Consider the following 23,155-nt stretch of genomic DNA (forward strand, 5'->3'; position numbering starts at 1 on the left):
TCCGCAGTTTGAGCCGGGATTATTTATTGCGAAACATATTGTTTTTATATTTATTTCTCTGACTGAATGTTGGCAATATAAAATCGTCCTTCAGTATAATCGTCACTTCACAACAGCACATTGTTTTTATGCTCAAGTATTGCGCCTCATTTCAACGCCATTTTGAGCATATGCCCAACGCTGTGGGCGCTAATGCACAGAATCAGGGATTAGTTAGCCTGACGCGATCGCGATCACATTTTTAACTGTCTTCTGCTGACATCCTTTATTTCCTCGAGAATAAAACGATTATCCAACGGGTTAAATTTACTATCTGACACTTTGCCGGAGAAATGTGAATAATGGCCGATATTGAAATGAGAGAGGCATCGCCGACGGCGTTTTATATAAAAGTTCACGATACGGATAACGTGGCGATTATTGTCAATGACAATGGCTTAAAAGCGGGAACACGCTTCCCGGACGGACTGACGTTAATTGAACATATTCCCCAGGGGCACAAAATCGCACTGGTCGATATTCCTGCCCATGGGGAGATCGTGCGTTACGGTGAAGTCATCGGCTATGCCGTTCGCGCAATTCCGCAGGGAAGCTGGATTGAGGAGTCGCTGGTTGAGCTGCCAAAAGCGCCACCGCTGAACACCCTGCCACTTGCCACCCGCGTACCGGAACCGCTTCCCCCACTGGAAGGCTATACCTTTGAAGGCTATCGCAATCCGGACGGCAGCGTCGGTACCAAAAATCTTCTTGGTCTCACCACCAGCGTACACTGCGTGGCGGGCGTAGTGGATTACGTGGTGAAAATCATCGAACGCGATCTGCTGCCGAAATACCCGAACGTCGATGGCGTGGTTGGCCTGAACCATCTCTATGGCTGTGGCGTAGCGATCAACGCGCCAGCGGCGGTCGTGCCGATCCGTACCATTCATAATATTGCCCTCAACCCGAATTTTGGCGGCGAGGTGATGGTGATTGGCCTGGGATGCGAAAAACTCCAGCCTGAGCGTCTGCTGCAGGGTACCGAAGACGTCAAAGCCATTCCGGCAGACGAGGCCAGCATTGTACGCCTGCAGGACGAACGCCACATTGGGTTCCGGTCTATGGTCGACGATATTCTGCAGGTTGCCGAGCGTCATCTCGATAAGCTCAACCGACGCCAGCGCGAAACCTGCCCCGTGTCTGACCTGGTGGTGGGAACCCAGTGCGGCGGCAGCGATGCGTTCTCTGGCGTGACGGCCAACCCGGCGGTGGGCTTCGCGTCCGACCTGCTTGTTCGTTGCGGTGCGACGGTGATGTTCTCTGAAGTGACCGAAGTCCGTGATGCCATCCATTTACTGACGCCGCGCGCCGTCAATGAAGACGTGGGCAAGCGCCTGCTTGAGGAGATGGCCTGGTACGATAACTATCTCGACATGGGTAAAACCGACCGTAGCGCGAATCCGTCTCCGGGAAACAAAAAAGGGGGCCTGGCGAACGTCGTGGAAAAAGCCCTGGGTTCGATTGCTAAATCCGGCCAAAGCGCAATTGTGGAAGTCCTCTCTCCGGGACAGCGGCCGACCAAACGCGGCCTGATCTACGCGGCAACGCCTGCCAGCGATTTTGTTTGCGGCACCCAGCAGGTGGCATCCGGCATTACGGTGCAGGTCTTTACCACAGGACGCGGCACGCCGTATGGCCTGATGGCAGTCCCGGTGATCAAAATGGCGACGCGCACCGAGCTGGCAAACCGCTGGTACGACTTAATGGATATCAACGCGGGAACCATCGCCACCGGAGAAGAGAGCATTGAGGACGTGGGCTGGAAGCTATTCCACTTCATTCTGGACGTGGCAAGCGGGCGGAAGAAAACGTTCTCGGACCAATGGGGATTACATAACCAGCTGGCGGTGTTTAACCCGGCACCAGTGACGTGAGTTCACTATAAACCTCTTTCAGCATGGCTTCGGCCATGCTTTTTTTTGCTTTCGTTTCTTTCGCATTCTTATCTTTCATTTCGAATCTTTCATTTCTAAGATACTAATCACAAAAAAACATTCCGAAACCCTATATTGTCTTTCGCACAAACAAAACGAAAGGTTTCGGAGGAAAGATGTATATCATCTCGTCAAAAGCGATGCTGATAAAGGCACAGCGTGAAGGTTACGCGGTCCCTGCATTTAATATTCATAATCTCGAAACACTGCAGGTAGTCGTCGAAACGGCCTCAGAGATGCGGTCTCCTCTGATTGTCGCGGGCACACCCGGTACGTTTAGCTATGCCGGAACCGGGAATGTGGTAGCCATTGCTGGCGATCTGGCCAAAACGTACAACCAGCCACTGGCGATCCACCTCGATCATCACGAAGATTTCGACGATATCGCGCAGAAAGTACGGAGCGGGATCCGCTCTGCAATGATCGACGGCTCTCATCATCCGTTCTCTGAAAACGTATTGCTCGTAAAGAAAGTGACGGACTACTGCCACCGCTACGACGTTAGCGTAGAGGCTGAACTTGGCCGTCTTGGCGGTCAGGAGGATGACCTTGTCGTCGACAGCAAAGATGCGCTCTACACCAATCCACAACAGGCTCGCGAGTATGTTGAGCTGACGGGTATCGACTCGCTGGCTGTAGCCATCGGCACCGCGCACGGCCTGTATAAAGCTACGCCAAGGCTGGATTTCGAACGCCTGGCAGAGATCCGTAATCTGGTTGATATCCCGCTGGTACTGCACGGTGCCTCAGGATTGTCGACAGAAGATATCCGTAAGGCTATTAGCCTCGGGATCTGCAAGGTCAATGTCGCCACAGAACTCAAAATCGCCTTCTCGAATGCGCTGAAAACCTATCTCGCTTCATATCCCGATGCCAGCGACCCCCGTCATTACATGGTACCCGCCAAAAGTGCCATGCAAGAGGTCGTACGCAAGGTTATTGCCGATTGTGGTTGTGAAGGAAAGCTCTAACGACGAAAGATTAATGTCCTAATCCGGAGGAAATGTGAAAGATATTATTGCCCGCCATAAAGCGGGAGAGCATGTCGGTATTTGTTCTGTCTGTTCCGCACACCCGCTGGTCATTGAAGCTGCACTGCGTTTTGATTTGAATACCGACAATAAAGTGCTGATTGAGGCCACTTCAAATCAGGTGAATCAGTTTGGCGGCTATACCGGCATGACTCCTGCTGATTTTCGCGATTTTGTATTGAATATCGCCAGGGACGTTGGTTTTCCCCGAGAACGCCTGATTCTTGGAGGGGATCACCTGGGGCCTAACTGCTGGCAAAACGAACCGGCTGAAGCAGCGATGGAAAAATCCGTTGAGCTGATCAAAACCTATGTCGCTGCCGGATTTACCAAGATCCATCTGGATGCTTCCATGTCATGCGCCGACGACCCCGTCCCGCTAGCACCAGTAGTGGTAGCCCAGCGGGCTGCACAGTTATGCAAAGCTGCAGAAGAGACGGCTAATGAGGAACAAAAAGCGGCACTAACCTACGTTATTGGCACTGAAGTTCCCGTACCGGGTGGGGAAGCCAGCAGTATTAACTGCGTGCATGTTACCCGTGTTGAAGATGCCGCACAGACGCTCGATACCCACCGAGCTGCCTTTAGCGCACTCGGTCTGGAAGATGCTATGACACGCGTGATCGCTATCGTGGTGCAACCGGGCGTGGAGTTCGACCATACCCAAATCATTCCCTATCAACCCCACGCGGCCGAGGCACTATCCGGCTGGATCCGCCAGACACCAATGGTCTACGAGGCGCATTCAACCGACTACCAGACCCGTCAGGCTTATCAGGCCCTGGTGCGCGATCACTTCGCGATCCTGAAAGTGGGCCCGGCGCTCACCTTTGCTCTGCGTGAAGCCATCTTTGCCCTGGCACAAATGGAGAGAGAACTTATCGCCCCTGAGCAGCGCAGCCACGTGCTGGAGGTGATTGACGAAGTGATGCTGAACGAGCCGGATTACTGGAAAAAGTATTACCGTCCAACCTGGAGCCAGGCGATGGTGGATATCCATTTCAGTCTTTCTGATCGCATTCGCTACTACTGGCCGCATCCACGTATCCGTCAGGGCGTGGAGAAATTACTCACCAACATGAGTAATACCTCCCTGCCGTTGGGTCTTATTAGCCAGTTTATGCCCGTTCAGTTCGAACGATTGTCAATGAATGAGATCGTTGCAACACCGCACAATCTCATCATCGACAAAATACAGGATGTATTACGTGCCTATCGATTTGGCTGTACCCCTGAATACGTCTGATGCCCGGAGAGTCTATGAGTCACGTTTTTGTCCGTACCGGAATTGAGTTTGAAAACTGTCAGCTTGCGCTGGCGCACATTGGTGAGGAGATGCTGGCGAAAGGTGTTGTGCATGCCACTTACCCAGCCGCACTTCTCGAAAGGGAGATCAACTACCCCACCGGCATAACCCTTGAACGCCATGCGGTTGCAATCCCGCATTGTGAGGCGGTACATGCCAAAATCCCCGCGATTTACCTGATTCGCCCGGACAAACCGGTGAATTTTCAGCAGGCTGATGATGATGGAGAGGTCGCCGTTTCACTCATCATCGCATTAATTGTTGAAAACCCTGCGGCGCAAATAAAACTGCTGCGCCGTCTTTTCAGCGAGCTACAAAACCCGGACACGCTGGACCTGTTGTTGGTCACACCAGCCGATCGCCTGGCCGAGCAATTCCGGGAGACGATCCTTGAGCCTGACTACTGTGCACAGGCTTCATAACATACTGATAATAAAAAGGAGTACCCTATGAAACGTAAAGTTATTGTTGCCTGTGGTGGTGCCGTAGCAACCTCAACCATGGCGGCTGAAGAGATCAAAGAACTGTGTGAAGCCCACCACATAGCGCTTGATCTGGTCCAGTGTCGGGTGACGGAAATTGAAACCTATATGGACGGTGCAGACCTCATTTGCACCACGGCAAAAGTCGACAGATCGTTTGGTGACATTCCGGTAGTTCATGGGATGCCGTTTGTATCGGGCGTCGGTATCGAAGCCCTGCAACAAAAAATCCTCACTATTCTCGAGGGATGAAATCATGTTTACCGAAATCATGCGGTATATCCTCGACCTCGGTCCCACCGTCATGCTGCCCATCGTTATCATTATCTTCTCAAAACTTTTGGGGATGAAACTGGGCGATTGCTTCAAGTCCGGCCTGCATATCGGCATAGGCTTCGTGGGAATTGGATTGGTCATTGGCCTGATGCTCGACTCCATTGGTCCGGCAGCTAAAGCGATGGCGGAACAATTCCAGATTAACCTTCACGTAGTGGATATCGGCTGGCCAGGTTCTTCACCCATGACCTGGGCCTCACAAATCGCACTGGTGGCGATCCCGATAGCGATCGGCGTCAATGTCATCATGCTGGTCACTCGTATGACCCGTGTAGTGAACGTGGACATCTGGAACATCTGGCACATGACCTTCACCGGCGCAATGCTGCACCTGGCCACTGGCTCTTACTGGCTGGGGATCCTTGGTGTGGTGGTTCACGCAGCCTTTGTCTACAAGCTGGGTGACTGGTTTGCCAAAGACACGCGAGACTTCTTCGGCCTGGAAGGAATTGCTATTCCACACGGCTCGTCGGCGTATCTCGGTCCCGTCGCGGTGCTGGTCGATACGATTATCAACCACATTCCTGGTCTTAAGCGGATCCACTTTAGCGCCGACGATGTCCAGAAACGTTTTGGTCCGTTTGGCGAACCGGTCACCGTCGGTTTTGTCATGGGACTGGTCATTGGCATGCTGGCAGGCTACGACGCGAAATCCGTTCTGCAACTGGCAGTGAAAACCGCTGCAGTGATGCTGTTGATGCCGCGGGTCATCAAGCCGATTATGGATGGCCTGACGCCGATTGCTAAACACGCTCGCAAACGCCTGCAGGCCAAATTTGGTGGTCAGGAGTTCTTAATTGGTCTTGATCCCGCACTGCTGCTGGGTCATACGTCAGTGGTTTCCGCCAGTCTCATTTTCATCCCGTTAACCATTCTGATTGCGGTGCTGGTGCCAGGTAACCAGGTGCTACCTTTCGGCGACCTTGCGACTATCGGTTTCTTCGTGGCAATGGCGGTCGCGATTCACCAGGGTAATCTGTTCCGTACACTCATCTCCGGCGTCATCATCATGGGGATCACACTATGGATCGCCACACAGACCATCGGCCTGCATACCCAGCTTGCACAGAACGCTGGTGCGTTAAAAGCAGGTGGGCTTGTGGCATCCATGGATCAGGGTGGTTCGCCAGTCACCTGGTTGCTCATCCAGCTCCTTACCTGGCAAAACGTGGTGGGATTCATTGTGATTGGCGCGATCTACTTCACAGGCGTACTGCTCACCTGGCGACGTGCCCGGACGTTTACGACGGCAGAGAAAAACGCCGCTAACCCGCAAAGCCAGACGGTATCTTAATATCCGGGGAGCCATGCTCCCCTTCTTTTCTGGAGTAAATCATGAAATCAGTGGTAATTCACGCTGAGGGCAGCGTGCGCGTTGAAGAACGTCCGATCCCTCAAATACAGGATGCGGATGAAGTTCTGGTGCGCATTGTTTGCTCAGGGTTATGCGGCTCAGATATCCCGCGTATTTTTGCCAAAGGGGCACACTATTATCCTATCATCCTTGGCCATGAATTTAGCGGACACGTCGAAGCCTGTGGTGCAGATGTAAAGGACCTCCAGGCGGGAGATGCTGTGGCCTGCATTCCACTTCTGCCCTGTTTTTCCTGCCCAGAGTGTGGGCAAGGCTACTACTCGCTGTGTAAGCAGTACCAGTTTGTCGGCTCACGCAGTGACGGTGGCAATGCCGAATATATTGTCGTGAAGCGCGCGAACTTGTTCCGCCTGCCAGCAGAGATGGCAATCGAAGACGGGGCATTTATCGAACCTGTCACCGTAGGTTTGCACGCGTTTCATCTGGCTTCAGGCTGCAAAGGTAAAAATGTCATTATCGTCGGAGCGGGGACGATCGGTCTGCTGGCGATGCAGTGCGCGTTGGCGCTCGGGGCAAAGAGCGTAACTGCGATTGATATCAACGACGATAAACTCGCCCTGGCGAAAACACTGGGTGCGACTCATGTATTCAACAGCCGTACCTTGAGCACCGATGACATTCTCAACGCGCAGAGTGACAGTCGATTTGATCAACTGGTGCTGGAGACCGCAGGAACACCACAAACTGTCTCGCTTGCCATTGATATTGCTGGCCCTCACGCACAAGTTGCGCTGGTCGGTACATTGCATCATGACCTGAATTTATCTGCCGCAACCTTTGGCAAAATATTACGTAAGGAACTGACGCTTTTGGGTAGCTGGATGAACTACTCTGCACCGTGGCCAGGGGAAGAGTGGGAAACAGCAGTCCGCCTGCTCACCGGGAAAAAACTGCAACTGGAGCCGCTCATTGCTCATACTGGCGACAGTGAAAGCTTCGCTCAGGCCGTGCAGGCACTGAATGGGGCACCGATGCAGGGCAAAATTATGCTGCGTTTCGCCTAATCTCTCGAGCCAGCAACCTGAGCTGGCTCACATTTGCTTTCGAATATAGCCTTACACCTTTCGCATACCTTCGATTAGAATAGGAACAGTTAATTATCAGGCAAATCAATATGAACTCATTTGAGCGAAGGAACAAAATCGTTGACCTCGTCAACGCTCAGGGTAGCGTGATGGTGCAGGATCTTTCTAACCTGTTCGGCATCTCGGAAGTGACCATTCGAACCGACCTGCGCCTGCTGGAAGAAAAAGGCTTAGTCACGCGCTTCCATGGAGGCGCAGCAAAACCGGGCAGTAACCTGGCTGAAAGTGAGAATCAGGAAGTCGTACTGGAGGAGCGTTACCAGCTGGCAAGCGACCCGAAAAAACGTATTGCTCAGGCCGCCGCAGCCCTGATCGAAGAAGGAATGACGATTATTTTAGACAGCGGCAGTACCACTATGCTGATAGCCGAAGCCCTGTCGAGAAAAGCCAATATTACCGTCATTACCAACAGCTTGCCCGCTGCGTTTGCTCTTTCGGAAAATAAAGATATTACGCTGGTGGTTTGCGGCGGCACGGTTCGCCATAAGACGCATTCAATGCACGGTACCATTGCCGAGCGTTCGCTTGCAGGTATTAGCGCGGACTTGATGTTTGTTGGGGCGGACGGTATTGATGCGACAAACGGCATCACCACCTTCAATGAAGGCTATTCCATCAGCAGCGTGATGGCCGCCGCCGCCCATAAAGTGATTGCCGTACTCGATGCGAGCAAGTTTAATCGTCGCGGGTTTAACCAGGTACTGCCAATGGAGAAGATTGATTGTGTGATTACGGATGATGGGATCGGAAAACATGATAAAGATCTGCTGAGCAAAACGGGCACTGAGGTCATTACGGTTTAGCTAACAACGCAGGTCAGCGCATGACCTGCGCAATTTTCTTTTCCGACATTTATACCGACATTTTATAAAGTTGCAGGCAAAGTAAGGCGCAGCCGCCGCCCGGCAAAAAGACGGCTGGGGCTTACTCCCCCTGCTGCTCCAGCGCGTACTTATACAGGGCATTCTTCTTCACGCCGTGAATTTCCGCCGCCAGCGCAGCCGCTTTTTTAAGCGGCAATTCGGCCTGTAGCAATGCCAGCGTGCGCAGCGCATCGGCTGGCAGGGCATCCTCTTCTGCTTTATGCCCTTCGACAATCAGCACCATCTCACCTTTGCGGCGGTTTTCGTCTTCCTTCACCCACGCCAGCAGTTCACCCACCGGTGCGCCGTGAATGGTTTCCCAGGTTTTGGTCAGCTCGCGCGCCAGCACGACGTAGCGGGACTCACCCCAGACGGTAACCATATCGTCCAGGCTTTCCAGCAGGCGGTGGGTGGATTCGTAGAAAATCAGGGTGCGCGGTTCCGCTTCCAGGTCTTTTAAGACGTCGCGACGGCCTTTAGATTTGGCGGGCAGAAAACCTTCATAGCAGAAACGGTCAGACGGCAGACCTGCGGCGCTTAACGCAGCAATCGCGGCGCACGGTCCCGGCAGGGGCACAACGCGAATGCCGGCTTCACGGCAGGTACGCACCAGATGGTAGCCGGGGTCGTTAATCAGCGGCGTTCCCGCGTCGGAGACCAGCGCAATGTTCTGCCCCTCCTTGAGCTTCGCCACCAGCGTGTCGGCTTTTTGTTGCTCATTGTGATCGTGCAGGGCAAACAAACGGGCGTTAATCGCGAAATGCTGCAGCAGTAAACCGGTATGACGAGTGTCCTCAGCCGCAATTAAATCAACGGCTTGCAATACAGTGAGTGCACGTTGGGTAATATCAGACAAATTCCCGATAGGAGTAGGTACAATATAAAGCTGGCCTTGAGAATTATCTGCCGTTTCGTGTTGTTTCATTGTTTCGTCCGTATTGCCGATTTAATATTGAGCATTGCGTAAAAAAAATCACTGGATACAGTATGGTACCGTTAACGTTTCTTCGAAAAAAAGCCACGCGCAGCGTGCCGCTTCTGCTGGCAGCCCTGATCTTTGCAGGCTGCGGCACCCAGGCACCTGACCAGAGCACCGCCCATCTTGAGGGTTCCGCTCAGGCTGATTCTGGCTTTTATCTGCAACAAATGTCGCAGAGTTCAAATGATACCAGGATCAACTGGCAATTACTCGCCATTCGTGCACTGCTGAAAGAGGGAAAAACCCAGCAGGCTGCAGAGCTGTTCGGCCAGCTGCCGAAAGATCTTAACGATACCCAGCGTCTTGAGCAGAGCCTGCTCTCTGCCGAGCTGAAGGTCGCGCAGAAAGAGTATGACAGCGCGAAAAAGATCCTGGGTAGCATCGACCTGAGCGCGCTGGATAAAAACCAGCAGGCACGCTTCTGGCAGGCGGGTATCACCGCTGAACAGGGGCGTCCTTCCCTGACGCTGCTCCGCGCGCTTATCGCTCAGGAACCGCTGCTTGCCGGTGCCGACAAGCAGAAAAATATTGATGCCACCTGGCAGGCTCTTGCCGCCATGACCCCGGATCAGGCAAAGGCGCTGGTCATCAACGCGGATGAGAACGTGCTGCAGGGCTGGCTTGATCTCCAACAGATGTGGTTTAACAACCGCACCGACCCTAAGATGCTGAAGGCCGGTATTACCGACTGGCAGACTCGCTACCCGCAAAACCCGGGCGCCAAAATGCTGCCAACCCAGCTGGTGAACGTGCAGAACTTTAAGCCAGCATCGACCAGCAAAATTGCACTGCTTCTGCCGCTGAATGGTCAGGCGGCGGTGTTTGGCCGTACGATTCAACAGGGCTTTGAAGCTGCGAAAAACGGCACTATGCCGGTGACGGGCAGCGCGGTGCCGGTGCAGGCAGCACAGGCGGCCAACGTGAACGATGTTGTCAGCCCTTCCGCCGCCGAGACCAGCGATCTCATCACGGCGCAACCCCCGGCGCAAGGCACGATGCAAAACCCGGTGACCGCACCGACGACGCCTCCGCCTGCTGCAGAACCAGCAACACAGGCGCCAGTGGAGACACCTGCTTCTCCTGCAGCGCCTGAGGCAACAGCAGAACAAACTCAACAACAGCCAGCACAACCAACCACTCCACCTGCCGCGCAGCCGCAGGCCGTGGCGACCACCAGCGCTAATCCTGGCACCGAACTGAAAATTTACGACACCAGTTCGCAGCCGCTTGACCAGGTACTGGCTCAGGTGCAACAGGACGGGGCGAGCATCGTTGTCGGTCCGCTGTTGAAAAACAACGTGGAAGAGCTGATGAAGAGCAATACCACGCTGAACGTGCTGGCGCTCAACCAGCCGGAGCAGGTTCAGAACCGGGCCAATATTTGCTACTTCGCGCTCTCTCCGGAAGACGAAGCTCGCGATGCGGCACGTCATATCCACGAGCAGGGTAAACAGGCTCCACTGTTGCTCATCCCGCGCAGTACGCTGGGCGATCGCGTAGCGAATGCCTTCGCCGATGAGTGGCAGAAGCTGGGCGGCGGTATCGTGCTGCAGCAGAAATTCGGTTCCGTCTCAGAACTGCGCGCGGGCGTAAACGGCGGAGCGGGTATCGCGCTTAACGGCAGCCCGGTGACCGCCAGCCTGCCACAGCAGCAGGGCGTGACCATTGGTGGGCTGACCATCCCTGCCCCACCTACCGATGCGCAGATCGGCGGCGGTGGAAAAGTGGATGCGGCTTATATCGTTGCCACACCGCAAGAGATCGCCTTTATCAAACCAATGATTGCGATGCGTAACGGCAGCCAGAGCGGCGCAACGCTCTATGCCAGTTCCCGCAGCGCGCAAGGCACCGCTGGCCCGGATTTCCGTCTGGAAATGGACGGCCTGCAGTACAGTGAAATTCCGATGCTCGCGGGCAGCAACCCGGCGCTGATGCAGCAGGCGCTGAGCAGCGTACGTAACGATTACTCATTGGCGCGTCTGTATGCCATGGGGGTCGATGCATGGGCGCTGGCGAACCACTTTACCCAGATGCGTCAGGTACCGGGCTTTGAGCTTAACGGCAACACCGGCGATCTGACCGCGACGCAGGACTGCGTGATCAACAGGAAGTTATCATGGCTCAAATACCAGCAGGGACAAATCGTCCCGGCCAGTTAAGCCGTAAAGAGACCGGCGATGCGTGGGAGTTAAAAGCGCGTCGCTGGCTTGAAGGCAAAGGACTGCATTTTATCGCCGCTAACGTTCGCGGACGTGGCGGCGAAATTGATCTGATCATGAAAGAGGGTCAGGTGATTGTGTTTGTAGAAGTCCGCTTTCGACAGTCTTCCCGTTTTGGCGGTGCTGCCGCCAGCGTGACGCTCGCCAAACAACATAAATTATTACAGACTGCCCACTTGTGGCTTGCCCGCCATAATGGGAGTTTTGATACTGTGGATTGCCGGTTCGATGTGATAGCCTTCACCGGAAATGAGATCGAATGGCTTAAAAACGCTTTTGGCGAAGACGCATAATTACGATTTAAAAGGGATAACGTGCTCGAAAGAATTAAAGTGTGCTTCACAGAAAGCATCCAGACTCAGATTGCCGCGGCGGAAGCCCTTCCGGACGCGATCTCTCGTGCTGCAATGACGCTGGTGCAATCCCTGCTTAATGGCAACAAAATCCTCTGTTGTGGCAACGGTACCTCAGCCGCCAACGCACAGCATTTTGCTGCCAGCATGATTAATCGTTTTGAAACCGAACGCCCGAGTTTACCTGCCATTGCACTTAATACCGATAATGTGGTCTTAACAGCGATTGCTAACGATCGTCTGCATGACGAAATTTACGCAAAGCAGGTGCGCGCCCTGGGGCATGCCGGTGATGTGCTGCTGGCCATCTCCACGCGCGGCAACAGCCGGGACATTGTCAAAGCCGTTGAAGCCGCGGTCACCCGAGACATGACTATCGTCGCCTTAACCGGCTATGACGGTGGTGAACTGGCGGGTCTGCTGGGGCCGCAGGATGTGGAAATCCGCATTCCGTCTCACCGAAGCGCACGCATTCAGGAGATGCATATGCTCACGGTAAACTGCTTATGCGATTTGATCGATAACACGCTTTTCCCTCACCAGGATGATTAAGGAGTTTTTATGAAGGCTTTATCGACCCTCGCAGTCCTTATGTCTGCATTGCTGCTTCAGGGATGTATCGCTGCGGCTGTCGTGGGTACTGCCGCAGTAGGCACAAAAGCGGCGACCGATCCACGCTCTGTAGGAACGCAGGTGGATGACGGTACGCTGGAGCTGCGCGTCAACAGTGCGCTGTCGAAAGACGAACAAATTAAGAAAGAAGCGCGTATCAACGTGACGGCTTATCAGGGCAAAGTCCTGCTGACGGGTCAGTCACCGAATACCGAACTCTCCAGCCGCGCGAAGCAGATCGCCATGGGCGTTGAGGGCACTACGGAAGTCTTCAATGAAATCCGTCAGGGCCAGCCAATCAGCCTGGGTACGGCGTCGTCTGACACCTGGATCACCACAAAAGTCCGTTCCCAGCTGCTGGGTTCAGATCAGGTGAAATCCTCAAACGTAAAAGTGACGACCGAAAACGGTGAAGTGTTCCTGCTGGGTCTGGTTACCGACCGTGAAGGGAAAGCGGCAGCGGATATCGCCAGCCGGGTCAGCGGCGTGAAGCACGTCACCACCGCGTTTACTTACATCAAATAAAAAAACCTCACTGTAGGCCCGGTAAGCGTTGTGTATGACCGGATACATAGGTGACAGATCAGACCGGGAACATAGGTAACACTTTTAGTCTATCCGGAGCACACTCTGGGTTTTTCGGTCGTAGTACGCAAGCGTTATCCCATTAAAGATGATGGCCTCAAGGCCATCATCTTGTTCTTCCAGCATGATGTACTCCCCAGTCAGTGCTTCACTCAGGAACACCGTACCCTTTTTTCCCATATAGAGGGTCCCCCTCGATTTCACCCTGTAGACTGTACCTCCTTCCGGATAAGCATATTCAGGAACACGGCCATCCCAGTGTCGGTTTGAGGGTTGCCATACCGTTCCGGGCGTTGCTCCCGCCAGTGCTTCATGCGGCCTTTCGTAGTTAAATTCTTTCCGGTAGTCACTGAACCACCGCTGTTGTTCTTCCATCGTCATGAAGGTGTTGCCCTGTTTCACCGCACTTTTCAGGGAGCGGTGCATTCGCTCATGGCGGCCATTTTCTTCCGGATGCCCCTTTCTGATACGCTCCGGCCTGATGCCCAGCTTGATTAGCCAGACGGCAAGACGACTTAATCCGGCTATTCCTGTTCCCGCGAAGGGCTGGCCGTTATCGGTTCTAAGCACTTCCGGCAGACCATATTCCAGGAACGCATCCGTCAGGCACTCTCTGACAAAGGGTTCACTCTCACGGTGTGTTCCCCGGCAGCTGAGCAGATACCGGCTGTGATTATCGGTCAGGGTGAAAGGATGGCAGTACTCTCTGCTGAGCAGCCTGAACTTGCCTTTAAAATCAGCGCTCCAGACCTGATTGTTCTCACTGATGATGGTCAGGGGCTGGCGATTGCCTGGTGTTCTGCGTTTTCGTTTTTTATCCGGAACCAGGCCTTCGCGCTTGAGGATATCGCCGATAGTGCTGGCGGCAGGTACGGTAAAATCGACGTGATGATTGAGCAACCACATCCGCAGTTTTTTTGGCCCCCAGTCAGGGTGTTTTTGACGCAGGGCAGTCAGGTGTCCGGCGATATCATCAGGAACCGTCCGGGAGTGGGAGCGTGGCGCACGCGACCGGTCCGAGAGAGATGACAGGTCAGAAGGGTCAAAACGCTGAAGCCATTTATAGCCGGTTTTACGGCTGATGCCAAAAAGACGGCAAAGCGCGGAGAAGGAGTCCGTACCTGCATGGCAGGCACGGATAAAATCAAGGCGTTGCATAGGTCGGGTCTCAGTCCAGGGCATAGCGAGTCTCCTCTTCTATGCCAGTTATAACTGTTACCCATGTATCCGGTCTAAAGTGTTACCCATGTTTCCGGTTCATACCGTTGCGCCACCGGGCTTTTTTTTCACAGAAGCGCAATGCTTCCCACCAGCACCCCACTTAACGCTACCAGCCCCGCTGTCAGCCACAGCGCTTTTGCCGGGAAAGACTTACGCAGCATGACAAGCGACGGCAAACTAATGGCCGGCAAGGTGATAAGCAGCGCCAGCGCGGGCGCGGTGCCCATGCCAGCCAGCATCATGGTCTGAACAATCGGAATTTCAGCCGCCGTTGGGATCACAAACAGGCAGCCAGCAACGGCCATCGCAATCACCCACATCAGCGTGTTATCAATCGCGCCATCCGCATGCGGGAACAGCCAGACGCGCGCCGCACCGAGCACCAGAACCGCCAGGATATAAACCGGAATGGTGCTCCAGAAAAGTTGCCACAGCGCTTTACCCCAGCGGGCAAAGAAACCGCCCTGCGGCTCGCTGATGTCCAGCTCAACAGAAGCGGGCTCTGGCGCTTTCTCTTTCACCAGATTTTGCACCAGCGTCGCCACCACCAGCACCGTCAGCAGCCCGGCAACCAGGCGGATAGCCGCAAAATGCCAGCCGAGCACAAAGCCCATAAACACCAGCGTTGCCGGGTTGAGCAGCGGGTTGCCCATCCAGAACGCCAGCGCACCGCCCATCGAGACACGCTGACGGCGCATTCCTGCGGCCACAGGGGCTGCACAGCATGAACACATCATGCCCGGCAGAGAGAAAATCGTCCCCAGCAAGGTGCCCTGAAAGCGTGGCTGCCCGAGGGTTTTCACCAGCCAGTTTCGCGGAATAAGTACCTGAATCAGCGACCCTAACAAGACGCCTAATACCGCAGCTTTCCAGACAGCCAGGAAGTAGACCATGGCGTAATCCCACGCCGCCTTCAGCGGGCTGGCATCCGCCTGCGCGAGTATCGATTTACCAATGCTGTGCGTTTCGGCGGCGGTGAAGGCCTTGCCATAGTACGGCTGCCATTTCACATACCAGAGGCCAATGATGACCACGAGAAAGAAGAGTGCGGGCTTCCACCATTGGACAGGTGTCGCCGCCTGAGATGAAGACTGACCAGTCATACCATTCCCCGGAGAGTGTTATTGAATAAGCCGGAGAAGTTTACGCCTCGCCCTGCGCGATTTCACGCAGTTTTGCCGAAGGGATGATATTGACCCCTTCCTGCGACGGTGCCAGCGCCTCTTTCAGCATCGCCTGCGCGACATCCCGCGCCTCAATGGACTTCCAGTTACCCGGCAGGATGCGAAACAGCGGAGCGAAAACAAACTCGTTAAAGCGCCGTTCGTCGCGGTGCCCCATCAGCATAGAAGGCCGCACAATGGTCAGATATTCCCACTTCTGGGCAATCAGCGCCTCTTCCATCTTGCCCTTCACCTGGTTGTAAAAAAACGGCGAGCCGTTGCTCGCGCCGTGAGAACTGACCACCAGAAAATGCTTTGCCCCCAATTTTTTCGCCGTCAGTGCGGTATCCACCACCAGGGTGTAATCCGCATGGACAAAGGCTTCTTTACTGCCCGCCTCACGCCGCGTCGTACCGAGGCAGCAAAAGGCGATATCAATCGGGTCCTGCACCTGCGCCAGCGCGTCGGTGAGCTGCGGGTCGTGCGGGTTAAAGACGCCGGAGATATCCAGCAGCGGGCGACGCGTCGGTGCGGCGATATAGTTAATATGGCGATCCTGGATCAGCAGCCGCAGCAGATGCCCGCCGACCAGCCCGGTTGCGCCCGTAATCAGTACCTGGCTCATCGTATCCCCTTTACAGAATTGTCCGTTTGCGAACTCAGCGTGGTCGACCACACTTAGAAGTCTGTTACAGGTAAGTATTTACCACAAGCGGAGAAAAATCAGTCTGAAGCCAAAACAACGGAGGAAGCATGGGCAAGAAAATCGCAGTCTTGATTACCGACGAGTTTGAAGATTCAGAATTCACCTCTCCTGCAGAGGCATTCCGCAAGGCGGGACATGAGGTCATTACCATTGAGAAAGAAGCGGGCAAAACGGTGAAAGGCCATAAGGGCGAAGCCAGCGTGACCATCGACGAAACCATCGATAACGTCAGCCCGTCTGATTTCGACGCCCTGCTGTTACCCGGCGGCCATTCACCGGATTCCCTGCGCGGGGACGAGCGTTTCGTCACTTTCACACGTGACTTTGTCGCTACCGGAAAACCGGTCTTTGCTATCTGTCACGGCCCGCAGCTGCTGATCAGCGCCGACGTGGTCCGCGGACGTAAGCTGACGGCGGTGAAACCGATCGTGATCGATCTGAAAAATGCGGGGGCTGAGTTTTACGATCAGGAAGTGGTCAACGACAAAGACCAGTTGATCACCAGCCGGACCCCGGACGATCTTCCGGCGTTTAACCGGGAAGCGCTACGCCTGCTCGGCGCGTAGCCAGTGAAGCTTCTTGCCAAAGCCCAGCGTGTTGTCGGTAAATTTCAGCTCATCGAGGCGGATTTCCCACACCGGGGCTTTTAACGCAGCGGCAACCGGGAAGCGGCGCGTGTAGTGCTTACGGCGCGCGTCGCTCTCTTCTCCCTCCAGCCGACGGATCTCTCCCTTGAACTGCACGCCACGGATCAGCGCGACCGTTTTGGGCTGGCCATTTACCGTACCCGCCACCTTCGCCTGCTGGCCGGTCATTTGCGCATGCCGCGTTTTGTCTTCGCTCATGACATAGAAGGCTACGCGCTCGGGATCGTAGTAATAAAAGGCGTTCGCGCACCACATCTCTTCGTCTTTACAGACGCACCAGGTGACGACATGCTGCTTCGCCAGCCAGCGGTTAATGGCTGCCAGTGTTTCCATTTTCGCTCTCTCTCATGCTATGGTGCGTTCACCTTAACATACTGAATCTGTTTACCGTGTGCTGGTTTCTCTATCTCGTCCGAACCGCTGATAACGCACTCTACACCGGGATCACTACCGATGTGGCGCGGCGTTTTTTACAACATCAAACGGGGAAAGGGGCAAAAGCGCTGCGGGGGAAAGGTGAACTTCAGCTGGCTTTTTACGCCGCCGTCGGCGACAGGTCGCTGGCGCTCAGGCTGGAATACCGGATTAAACAGCTGACGAAGCGCCAGAAAGAGCGCCTCGTTACCGGAGACGGCTCATTTGAGGCGCTACGCGAAAGCCTGCTCAGAAACGATTGAAGTGATCGTGGTAATCAACCAGGCCACTCACACCGTTCAGGGCATCATCCGCCAGGCGATGTACCTGGAAGGAGGATTCGGTACCCGGCCAGCGGCAGCGCAGATCGTAATGCGCGGCCTGCTCGAAGCCTAAGCGGCCATAAAATGCCGGATCGCCCAGCGTGACCACGGCGGCATAGCCAAACTCATTCAGCGAGTCCAGCCCTTCATACACCAGCTGGCGCGCCAGGCCCTGGCCGCGATAGTTCTCATCGACCGCCAGCGGTGCCATGCCTACCCACTGCAGATCTTCGCCCTGAACGATTACCGGGCTGAAGGCAACATAGCCAACAACCTGACCTTCGTCATCGGTGGCTACCAGCCCTAAAGTAATCAGGCCGTCTTCACGGAGATCGTGGACCAGTTGGGCCTCCGCATCGCTCTCAAAAGCGCGGCGTAACAACGCATCGATACCCGGTGCATCAATCCCAATTTCGACTCGAATCAGCATGGCTCACCTACTGAAGTGTGTTTACTGTCAGGCGGGGTTTTCAGCCCGGCCTCAACGAAATCTGCCATTTGCATCAGCATCACGCGCAGCGCTTTCGGCATCTGCTCCAGCTCAATGGCATCCATTAAATTTTTCACGTACAGACCCAGCTCCGTATCGCCTTCAATGACCAGACGGCGCTGGAAGAATAACGTATCCGGGTCCTGTTTACGCGCGGCGATCATCAGCAGATCGCTGGCACTGGCGCTAAAGCTCACATCCGCCTCGGCGGACTCACGCACAATGAGTTGATCATTCTCAACCGAGGTAAACCAGCGCAGCCCGATGTCACGCACCTCAATGCTCAGCCAGCGGCCTTCCAGAAACTCCAGCTCGCCGTCCTGCAGCGCCTGGCGGAATTGCCAGCTCAGGACCTGCTCGAGCACCTGACGTTTTAGCGCGAACGGCGCCAGTTTCACCGGCACGCTCAGCATTGATGGACCGAATTGTACGAGACGTGAACGCAGTTTATCCAGCACGAGCTTTACTCCCTGATAGCAATAGTCCCGCTATTTTGCCATATCCGACGCACAACATAGCGGCGTAAATCAACAAACCGTCGTCCGGTGACGCTCATTATTGGTGTCATCAATACGCCATTAGCTGCCTTAAATCAAAAATTGTCGCCCAGGGGTTAATTAAAATCCCAGCTCGTTAACAATTTTGCGATCGACTACATCAGGATAATTTATGGAGCTGCTCTGCCCTGCCGGTAACCTACCGGCGCTTAAGGCGGCCATCGAAAATGGGGCCGATGCGGTCTATATCGGGCTGAAAGATGATACCAACGCCCGCCATTTTGCTGGCCTCAACTTTACGGAGAAAAAGCTTCAGGAAGCCGTTAACTTCGTTCACCAGCACCGCCGCAAACTGCATATTGCCATTAATACCTTTGCGCATCCTGACGGCTATGCCCGCTGGCAGCGCGCGGTAGATATGGCCGCACAGCTGGGTGCCGATGCGTTAATCCTGGCCGACCTCGCCATGCTTGAGTATGCGGCAGAACGCTATCCGCATATTGAGCGCCACGTCTCTGTTCAGGCATCAGCCACGAATGAAGAGGCCGTGCGTTTTTATCATCAACACTTTGACGTCGCTCGCGTGGTGCTGCCCCGCGTGCTCTCCATTCATCAGGTTAAGCAACTCGCGCGCGTCACGCCAGTGCCGCTGGAAGTTTTTGCCTTTGGCAGCCTGTGCATCATGGCCGAAGGCCGTTGCTACCTTTCTTCTTATTTAACCGGTGAATCACCCAATACCGTTGGGGCCTGCTCTCCTGCCCGCTTTGTCCGCTGGCAACAAACCCCGCAGGGGCTGGAATCACGCCTGAATGAAGTGTTGATTGACCGCTATCAGGACGGCGAAAACGCGGGTTATCCAACGTTATGCAAAGGCCGATATCTGGTTGACGGTGAGCGCTACCACGCGCTGGAAGAGCCTACCAGCCTCAACACGCTGGAGCTGCTGCCGGAACTGCTGGCGGCGAATATTGCCTCGGTAAAAATTGAAGGTCGCCAGCGTAGCCCGGCCTATGTGAGCCAGGTGGCGAAAGTCTGGCGTCAGGCTATCGACCGCTGCATGGCGGACCCGCAAAACTATGCTCCGCAGGCAGCCTGGATGGAAACGCTCGGTTCTATGTCCGAAGGCACGCAAACGACGCTTGGCGCGTATCACCGTAAATGGCAGTGAGATAACCATGAAATATTCATTAGGACCGGTGCTCTACTACTGGCCAAAAGAGACGCTGGAAGATTTTTACCAACAGGCCGCCACCAGCAGCGCTGATGTGATTTATCTCGGTGAAGCCGTGTGCAGCAAGCGCCGCGCCACCAAAGTGGGCGACTGGCTGGAGATGGCGAAAAGTCTCGCCGGAAGCGGTAAACAGGTGGTGCTCTCGACGCTCGCGCTGGTGCAAGCCTCGTCCGAACTGGGTGAACTGAAACGCTACGTTGAAAACGGTGAGTTCCTGCTGGAAGCAAGCGACCTGGGCGTGGTGAACATGTGCGCCGAACGTAAGTTACCGTTCGTCGCGGGTCATGCACTGAACTGCTATAACGCCGTCACGCTGCGCCTGCTGCTCAAACAGGGAATGACGCGCTGGTGTATGCCGGTGGAACTCTCCCGCGACTGGCTGGTAAACCTGCTGACGCAGTGTGACGATCTCGGCATTCGCAATCAGTTTGAAGTGGAAGTGCTGAGCTACGGCCATCTTCCGCTGGCTTATTCCGCGCGCTGCTTTTCCGCGCGTTCGGAAGATCGCCCGAAAGACGAGTGTGAAACCTGCTGCATCAAGTACCCGAACGGGCGCAGCGTGCTATCCCAGGAAAATCAGCAGGTGTTTGTCCTGAACGGGATCCAGACCATGAGCGGCTATGTCTATAACCTGGGCAACGAACTGGCGTCGATGGACGGCCTGGTGGACATAGTGCGTTTATCCCCTCTGGATACCGGCGTGTTCGCGATGCTGGACGCCTTCCGCGCAAATGAAACCGGCGCAGCTCCGCTGCCGCTAACGGCAAACAGCGACTGTAATGGTTACTGGAAACGCCTGGCCGGGCTGGAACTGCAGGCCTAAAAAAGGCTCACTTTGTTAACAACGGTTATCATTTTTTAATGCAGTATTAAAGATTGACCGTCGACAAAGTGAGCTGTTATGACTGACAAAACCCTTCCGTTTTCGGTGCTGGACCTGGCGCCGATCCCACAAGGCTCCTCTGCCAGAGAAGCCTTTTCGCATTCTCTCGATCTGGCTCAACTGGCTGAAAAGCGTGGCTACCATCGCTACTGGCTGGCCGAGCACCACAACATGGTTGGCATTGCCAGCGCCGCCACCTCGGTTCTGATTGGTTATCTGGCGGCGAACACAACGACATTGCACCTGGGCTCCGGTGGCGTGATGCTGCCGAACCACGCCCCGCTGGTGATTGCCGAGCAGTTTGGCACGCTGAATACCCTCTATCCTGGCCGTATTGATTTGGGGCTGGGTCGTGCGCCGGGTAGCGACCAGCCGACCATGCGCGCCCTGCGTCGCCATATGAGCGGCGATATCGACAACTTCCCGCGCGATGTGGCTGAACTGGTTGACTGGTTTGACGCGCGCGATCCGAACCCACACGTGCGCCCGGTGCCGGGCTACGGCGAGAAGATCCCGGTGTGGCTGCTGGGTTCAAGTCTTTATAGCGCGCAGCACGCCGCGCAGCTGGGTTTGCCGTTTGCGTTTGCCTCGCATTTCGCACCGGATATGCTGCATCAGGCTCTGCATCTCTATCGTACGAACTTTAAACCGTCTGAACGTCTGGAGAAACCGTACGCGATGGTGTGTATTAACATCATTGCCGCCGACAGTAATCGCGATGCTGAATTCCTGTTTACCTCCATGCAGCAGGCGTTTGTGAAGCTGCGCCGCGGTGAGACCGGGCAACTTCCACCGCCAGTGGAGAATATGCATCAGCTGTGGTCTGCCTCTGAGCAGTATGGCGTGCAGCAGGCGCTGAGCATGTCGCTGGTGGGGGATAAAGCGAAAGTGCGGCACGGTCTGGAAGCGGTGCTGCGTGAAACGCAGGCGGATGAGATTATGGTTAACGGCCAGATTTTCGATCACCAGGCGCGTTTGCATTCGTTTGATTTGGCGATGCAGGTGAAAGAGGAGTTGGTGGGGTAGTTTTTTGCTTTGCTCCCTCTCCCTTTGGGAGAGGGTCGGGGTGAGGGGGCAAGCCGCACGTTTTACTGGTATACCGGCAACAGATTAAAGCTCGACAGCACGTGAACCACCGCGTTACCCACCCCAAATACCAGGATCAGTGCAATCATCGGTTTGCCACCCCAGACGCGGAATTTAGGGCTACCGAAGCGTTTACGTGATTTACGCGCCAGCAGCGCCGGCACAATCGCCGCCCAGATGGTTGCCGCCAGACCCGCATAGCCGATGGCGTACAGGAAACCGTTCGGCCACAGCAGCCCCCCCGCAACGGGCGGCAGGAACGTCAGCAGCGCCGTTTTGAAACGTCCCATCGCGGAATCATCAAAGCCAAACAGATCCGCCAGGTAGTCAAACAGGCCCAGCGTCACGCCCAGGAAAGAGCTCGCCACCGCAAAGTTAGAGAAGATCACCAGCAGCAGATCCAGGCTGCGGCTGTTCAGCACGCCGCTCAGCGCCTGCACCAGCACGTCGATGTTACCGCCCTTCTGGGCAATGCCGATAAATTCCGGACGCGGGATGTTGCCCATCGTCCCCAGCAGCCAAATCACATACAGACCCAGCGCCAGCAGCGTACCGTAGACAAGACACTTCACAATGGTACGGGGATCTTTGCCGTAGTACTTCATCAGGCTCGGCACGTTACCGTGGTAACCGAACGACGCCAGACAGAACGGCAGCGTCATCAGCAGGTACGGGGTGTAGGAAGTATTCGCTTCCGCGACATTAAACAGCGTGGCGGGCGTGACGTGCCCCAGCAGGCTACCGAAGGTCAGGAAGAAGGTGATGACCTTGGCGCCCAACACAATCGCCGTCATGCGGCTCACCGCTTTGGTACTCATCCAGACGATAAAGGCCACGCCCAGAGCAAAACACAGACCCGCCAGACGCGCCGGAACGTTTAGCGACATCTCAGCAAAGGTGTGGTGCAGTATCGAACCGCTCGCGGAAATGTACGCGTAGGTCAGAATGTAGAGCACAAACGCGATGGAAAGCCCGTTTACCAGGTTCCAGCCCTTGCCCAGCAGATCTTTGGTGATGGTGTCGAAGCTGGAGCCAATGCGGTAGTTGAGGTTCGCCTCAAGGATCATCAGCCCGGAATGGAGCATACAGAACCAGGTAAAGACCAGCGCCGCCAGCGACCAGAAGAACCACGCACCGGACATGACCACAGGCAGGGAAAACATCCCGGCACCTATAATGGTTCCGCCGATGATCACCACGCCGCCAAGCAGCGAAGGTGACGTTTGGGTGGTGGTTAGTGTCGCCATACAGCCTTTTCTCCAGTCAATTATGCGGTTCTGCATTTTAGTGTGACG

25 protein-coding genes are annotated in these 23,155 nt (G+C 55.1%); 17 read left to right on the forward strand and 8 right to left on the reverse strand.

The window, feature by feature from the left end; genetic code table 11:
* Positions 1 to 341 precede the first annotated feature (341 nt).
* The 8 genes from garD (at position 342) to BFV64_RS20620 (ending at position 8,391) form a co-directional block, all read left to right on the forward strand.
* Positions 342 to 1,913: a galactarate dehydratase gene (gene garD, locus BFV64_RS20585; RefSeq protein WP_045281415.1), complete on the forward strand. Its 1,572-nt coding sequence runs from the start codon at positions 342 to 344 to the stop codon at positions 1,911 to 1,913.
* A gap of 176 nt (positions 1,914 to 2,089) precedes the next feature.
* Positions 2,090 to 2,944: a tagatose bisphosphate family class II aldolase gene (locus BFV64_RS20590; protein ID WP_014885349.1), complete on the forward strand. Its 855-nt coding sequence runs from the start codon at positions 2,090 to 2,092 to the stop codon at positions 2,942 to 2,944.
* 34 nt (positions 2,945 to 2,978) lie between these two features.
* Positions 2,979 to 4,250 (forward strand): tagatose-bisphosphate aldolase subunit GatZ, encoded by a 1,272-nt coding sequence (gene gatZ, locus BFV64_RS20595; RefSeq protein ID WP_014885350.1) that lies wholly within the window; start codon positions 2,979 to 2,981, stop codon positions 4,248 to 4,250.
* A 14-nt stretch (positions 4,251 to 4,264) separates the two neighbouring features.
* Complete coding sequence (gatA, locus tag BFV64_RS20600) at positions 4,265 to 4,732, forward strand: PTS galactitol transporter subunit IIA (protein ID WP_069602408.1); 468 nt, start codon at positions 4,265 to 4,267, stop codon at positions 4,730 to 4,732.
* 27 nt (positions 4,733 to 4,759) lie between these two features.
* Positions 4,760 to 5,044 carry a PTS galactitol transporter subunit IIB gene (gene gatB, locus BFV64_RS20605; protein WP_014885352.1) on the forward strand — a complete coding sequence of 95 codons (285 nt, stop codon included), beginning with the start codon at positions 4,760 to 4,762 and terminating at the stop codon, positions 5,042 to 5,044.
* 4 nt (positions 5,045 to 5,048) lie between these two features.
* Positions 5,049 to 6,422: a galactitol-specific PTS transporter subunit IIC gene (locus tag BFV64_RS20610; RefSeq protein WP_014885353.1), complete on the forward strand. Its 1,374-nt coding sequence runs from the start codon at positions 5,049 to 5,051 to the stop codon at positions 6,420 to 6,422.
* 41 nt (positions 6,423 to 6,463) lie between these two features.
* A complete protein-coding gene (gene gatD / locus BFV64_RS20615; protein ID WP_069602409.1) occupies positions 6,464 to 7,507 on the forward strand; it encodes a galactitol-1-phosphate 5-dehydrogenase in 1,044 nt (347 codons plus the stop codon).
* 110 nt (positions 7,508 to 7,617) lie between these two features.
* Positions 7,618 to 8,391 carry a DeoR/GlpR family DNA-binding transcription regulator gene (locus BFV64_RS20620; RefSeq protein WP_014885355.1) on the forward strand — a complete coding sequence of 258 codons (774 nt, stop codon included), beginning with the start codon at positions 7,618 to 7,620 and terminating at the stop codon, positions 8,389 to 8,391.
* A gap of 121 nt (positions 8,392 to 8,512) precedes the next feature.
* On the opposite strand, the gene rsmI is transcribed toward BFV64_RS20620, so the two are convergent.
* Positions 8,513 to 9,376: a 16S rRNA (cytidine(1402)-2'-O)-methyltransferase gene (gene rsmI / locus BFV64_RS20625; RefSeq protein ID WP_014885356.1), complete on the reverse strand. Its 864-nt coding sequence runs from the start codon at positions 9,374 to 9,376 to the stop codon at positions 8,513 to 8,515.
* 62 nt (positions 9,377 to 9,438) lie between these two features.
* On the opposite strand from rsmI, the gene BFV64_RS20630 reads away from it, so the two are divergent.
* From BFV64_RS20630 to dolP, 4 genes are read left to right on the forward strand one after another with little or no spacing between them, the layout of a single operon-like run.
* Positions 9,439 to 11,589 carry a penicillin-binding protein activator gene (locus BFV64_RS20630; protein ID WP_069602410.1) on the forward strand — a complete coding sequence of 717 codons (2,151 nt, stop codon included), beginning with the start codon at positions 9,439 to 9,441 and terminating at the stop codon, positions 11,587 to 11,589.
* A complete protein-coding gene (locus BFV64_RS20635; RefSeq protein ID WP_014885358.1) occupies positions 11,547 to 11,942 on the forward strand; it encodes a YraN family protein in 396 nt (131 codons plus the stop codon). The genes BFV64_RS20630 and BFV64_RS20635 overlap by 43 nt, the downstream gene beginning before the upstream one ends.
* A 21-nt stretch (positions 11,943 to 11,963) precedes the next feature.
* Positions 11,964 to 12,554 carry a DnaA initiator-associating protein DiaA gene (gene diaA, locus BFV64_RS20640; protein WP_003861754.1) on the forward strand — a complete coding sequence of 197 codons (591 nt, stop codon included), beginning with the start codon at positions 11,964 to 11,966 and terminating at the stop codon, positions 12,552 to 12,554.
* A gap of 9 nt (positions 12,555 to 12,563) precedes the next feature.
* Positions 12,564 to 13,139 (forward strand): division/outer membrane stress-associated lipid-binding lipoprotein, encoded by a 576-nt coding sequence (gene dolP / locus BFV64_RS20645; protein ID WP_014171764.1) that lies wholly within the window; start codon positions 12,564 to 12,566, stop codon positions 13,137 to 13,139.
* A gap of 84 nt (positions 13,140 to 13,223) precedes the next feature.
* Here the strand turns inward: dolP and BFV64_RS20650 are convergent, their stop codons facing one another.
* From BFV64_RS20650 to BFV64_RS20660, 3 genes are all read right to left on the reverse strand, one after another.
* Positions 13,224 to 14,381: a DDE-type integrase/transposase/recombinase gene (locus tag BFV64_RS20650; protein WP_045282386.1), complete on the reverse strand. Its 1,158-nt coding sequence runs from the start codon at positions 14,379 to 14,381 to the stop codon at positions 13,224 to 13,226.
* 104 nt (positions 14,382 to 14,485) lie between these two features.
* Entirely contained in the window at positions 14,486 to 15,523 is a 1,038-nt protein-coding gene (locus BFV64_RS20655; protein ID WP_014885359.1) for a permease, read from the reverse strand.
* Between the two features lie 40 nt (positions 15,524 to 15,563).
* The gene (locus tag BFV64_RS20660; RefSeq protein WP_045281412.1) at positions 15,564 to 16,208 is read right to left on the reverse strand and encodes an NAD(P)H-binding protein; all 645 of its coding nucleotides are present in this window, start codon (positions 16,206 to 16,208) and stop codon (positions 15,564 to 15,566) included.
* 128 nt (positions 16,209 to 16,336) lie between these two features.
* On the opposite strand from BFV64_RS20660, the gene BFV64_RS20665 reads away from it, so the two are divergent.
* Positions 16,337 to 16,855 (forward strand): type 1 glutamine amidotransferase domain-containing protein, encoded by a 519-nt coding sequence (locus BFV64_RS20665; protein WP_014885361.1) that lies wholly within the window; start codon positions 16,337 to 16,339, stop codon positions 16,853 to 16,855.
* Here the strand turns inward: BFV64_RS20665 and BFV64_RS20670 are convergent.
* Positions 16,835 to 17,269, reverse strand: coding sequence for a YhbP family protein (locus tag BFV64_RS20670; protein WP_023331387.1), 435 nt, complete (start codon positions 17,267 to 17,269; stop codon positions 16,835 to 16,837). The two genes, BFV64_RS20665 and BFV64_RS20670, sit on opposite strands and share 21 nt — an antisense overlap.
* Before the next feature lie 14 nt (positions 17,270 to 17,283).
* Here BFV64_RS20670 and BFV64_RS20675 point away from each other — a divergent pair, with 14 nt between their 5' ends.
* Entirely contained in the window at positions 17,284 to 17,613 is a 330-nt protein-coding gene (locus BFV64_RS20675) for a GIY-YIG nuclease family protein (protein WP_023331388.1), read from the forward strand.
* Here BFV64_RS20675 and BFV64_RS20680 read toward each other — a convergent pair.
* The gene (locus BFV64_RS20680; RefSeq protein ID WP_045281411.1) at positions 17,600 to 18,103 is read right to left on the reverse strand and encodes a GNAT family N-acetyltransferase; all 504 of its coding nucleotides are present in this window, start codon (positions 18,101 to 18,103) and stop codon (positions 17,600 to 17,602) included. The genes BFV64_RS20675 and BFV64_RS20680 overlap by 14 nt on opposite strands.
* On the reverse strand, positions 18,097 to 18,621 hold the full coding sequence (ubiT, locus tag BFV64_RS20685) for a ubiquinone anaerobic biosynthesis accessory factor UbiT (protein ID WP_014885365.1): 525 nt from the start codon (positions 18,619 to 18,621) through the stop codon (positions 18,097 to 18,099). The genes BFV64_RS20680 and ubiT overlap by 7 nt, the downstream gene beginning before the upstream one ends.
* Before the next feature lie 211 nt (positions 18,622 to 18,832).
* Here ubiT and ubiU point away from each other — a divergent pair, with 211 nt between their 5' ends.
* From ubiU to BFV64_RS20700, 3 genes are all read left to right on the forward strand, one after another.
* Positions 18,833 to 19,828 carry a ubiquinone anaerobic biosynthesis protein UbiU gene (gene ubiU, locus BFV64_RS20690; RefSeq protein WP_014885366.1) on the forward strand — a complete coding sequence of 332 codons (996 nt, stop codon included), beginning with the start codon at positions 18,833 to 18,835 and terminating at the stop codon, positions 19,826 to 19,828.
* A gap of 7 nt (positions 19,829 to 19,835) precedes the next feature.
* Complete coding sequence (locus BFV64_RS20695) at positions 19,836 to 20,714, forward strand: U32 family peptidase (protein ID WP_045134772.1); 879 nt, start codon at positions 19,836 to 19,838, stop codon at positions 20,712 to 20,714.
* A gap of 78 nt (positions 20,715 to 20,792) precedes the next feature.
* Positions 20,793 to 21,800, forward strand: a complete 1,008-nt coding sequence (locus BFV64_RS20700; protein WP_069602411.1) for a luciferase-like monooxygenase — start codon at positions 20,793 to 20,795, stop codon at positions 21,798 to 21,800.
* 62 nt (positions 21,801 to 21,862) lie between these two features.
* Here the strand turns inward: BFV64_RS20700 and mtr are convergent, their stop codons facing one another.
* Positions 21,863 to 23,107 carry a tryptophan permease gene (gene mtr / locus BFV64_RS20705; RefSeq protein WP_045134771.1) on the reverse strand — a complete coding sequence of 415 codons (1,245 nt, stop codon included), beginning with the start codon at positions 23,105 to 23,107 and terminating at the stop codon, positions 21,863 to 21,865.
* Between the last annotated feature and the right edge of the window lie 48 nt (positions 23,108 to 23,155).

Source organism: Enterobacter kobei, from assembly GCF_001729765.1.
GTDB lineage: Bacteria > Pseudomonadota > Gammaproteobacteria > Enterobacterales > Enterobacteriaceae > Enterobacter > Enterobacter kobei.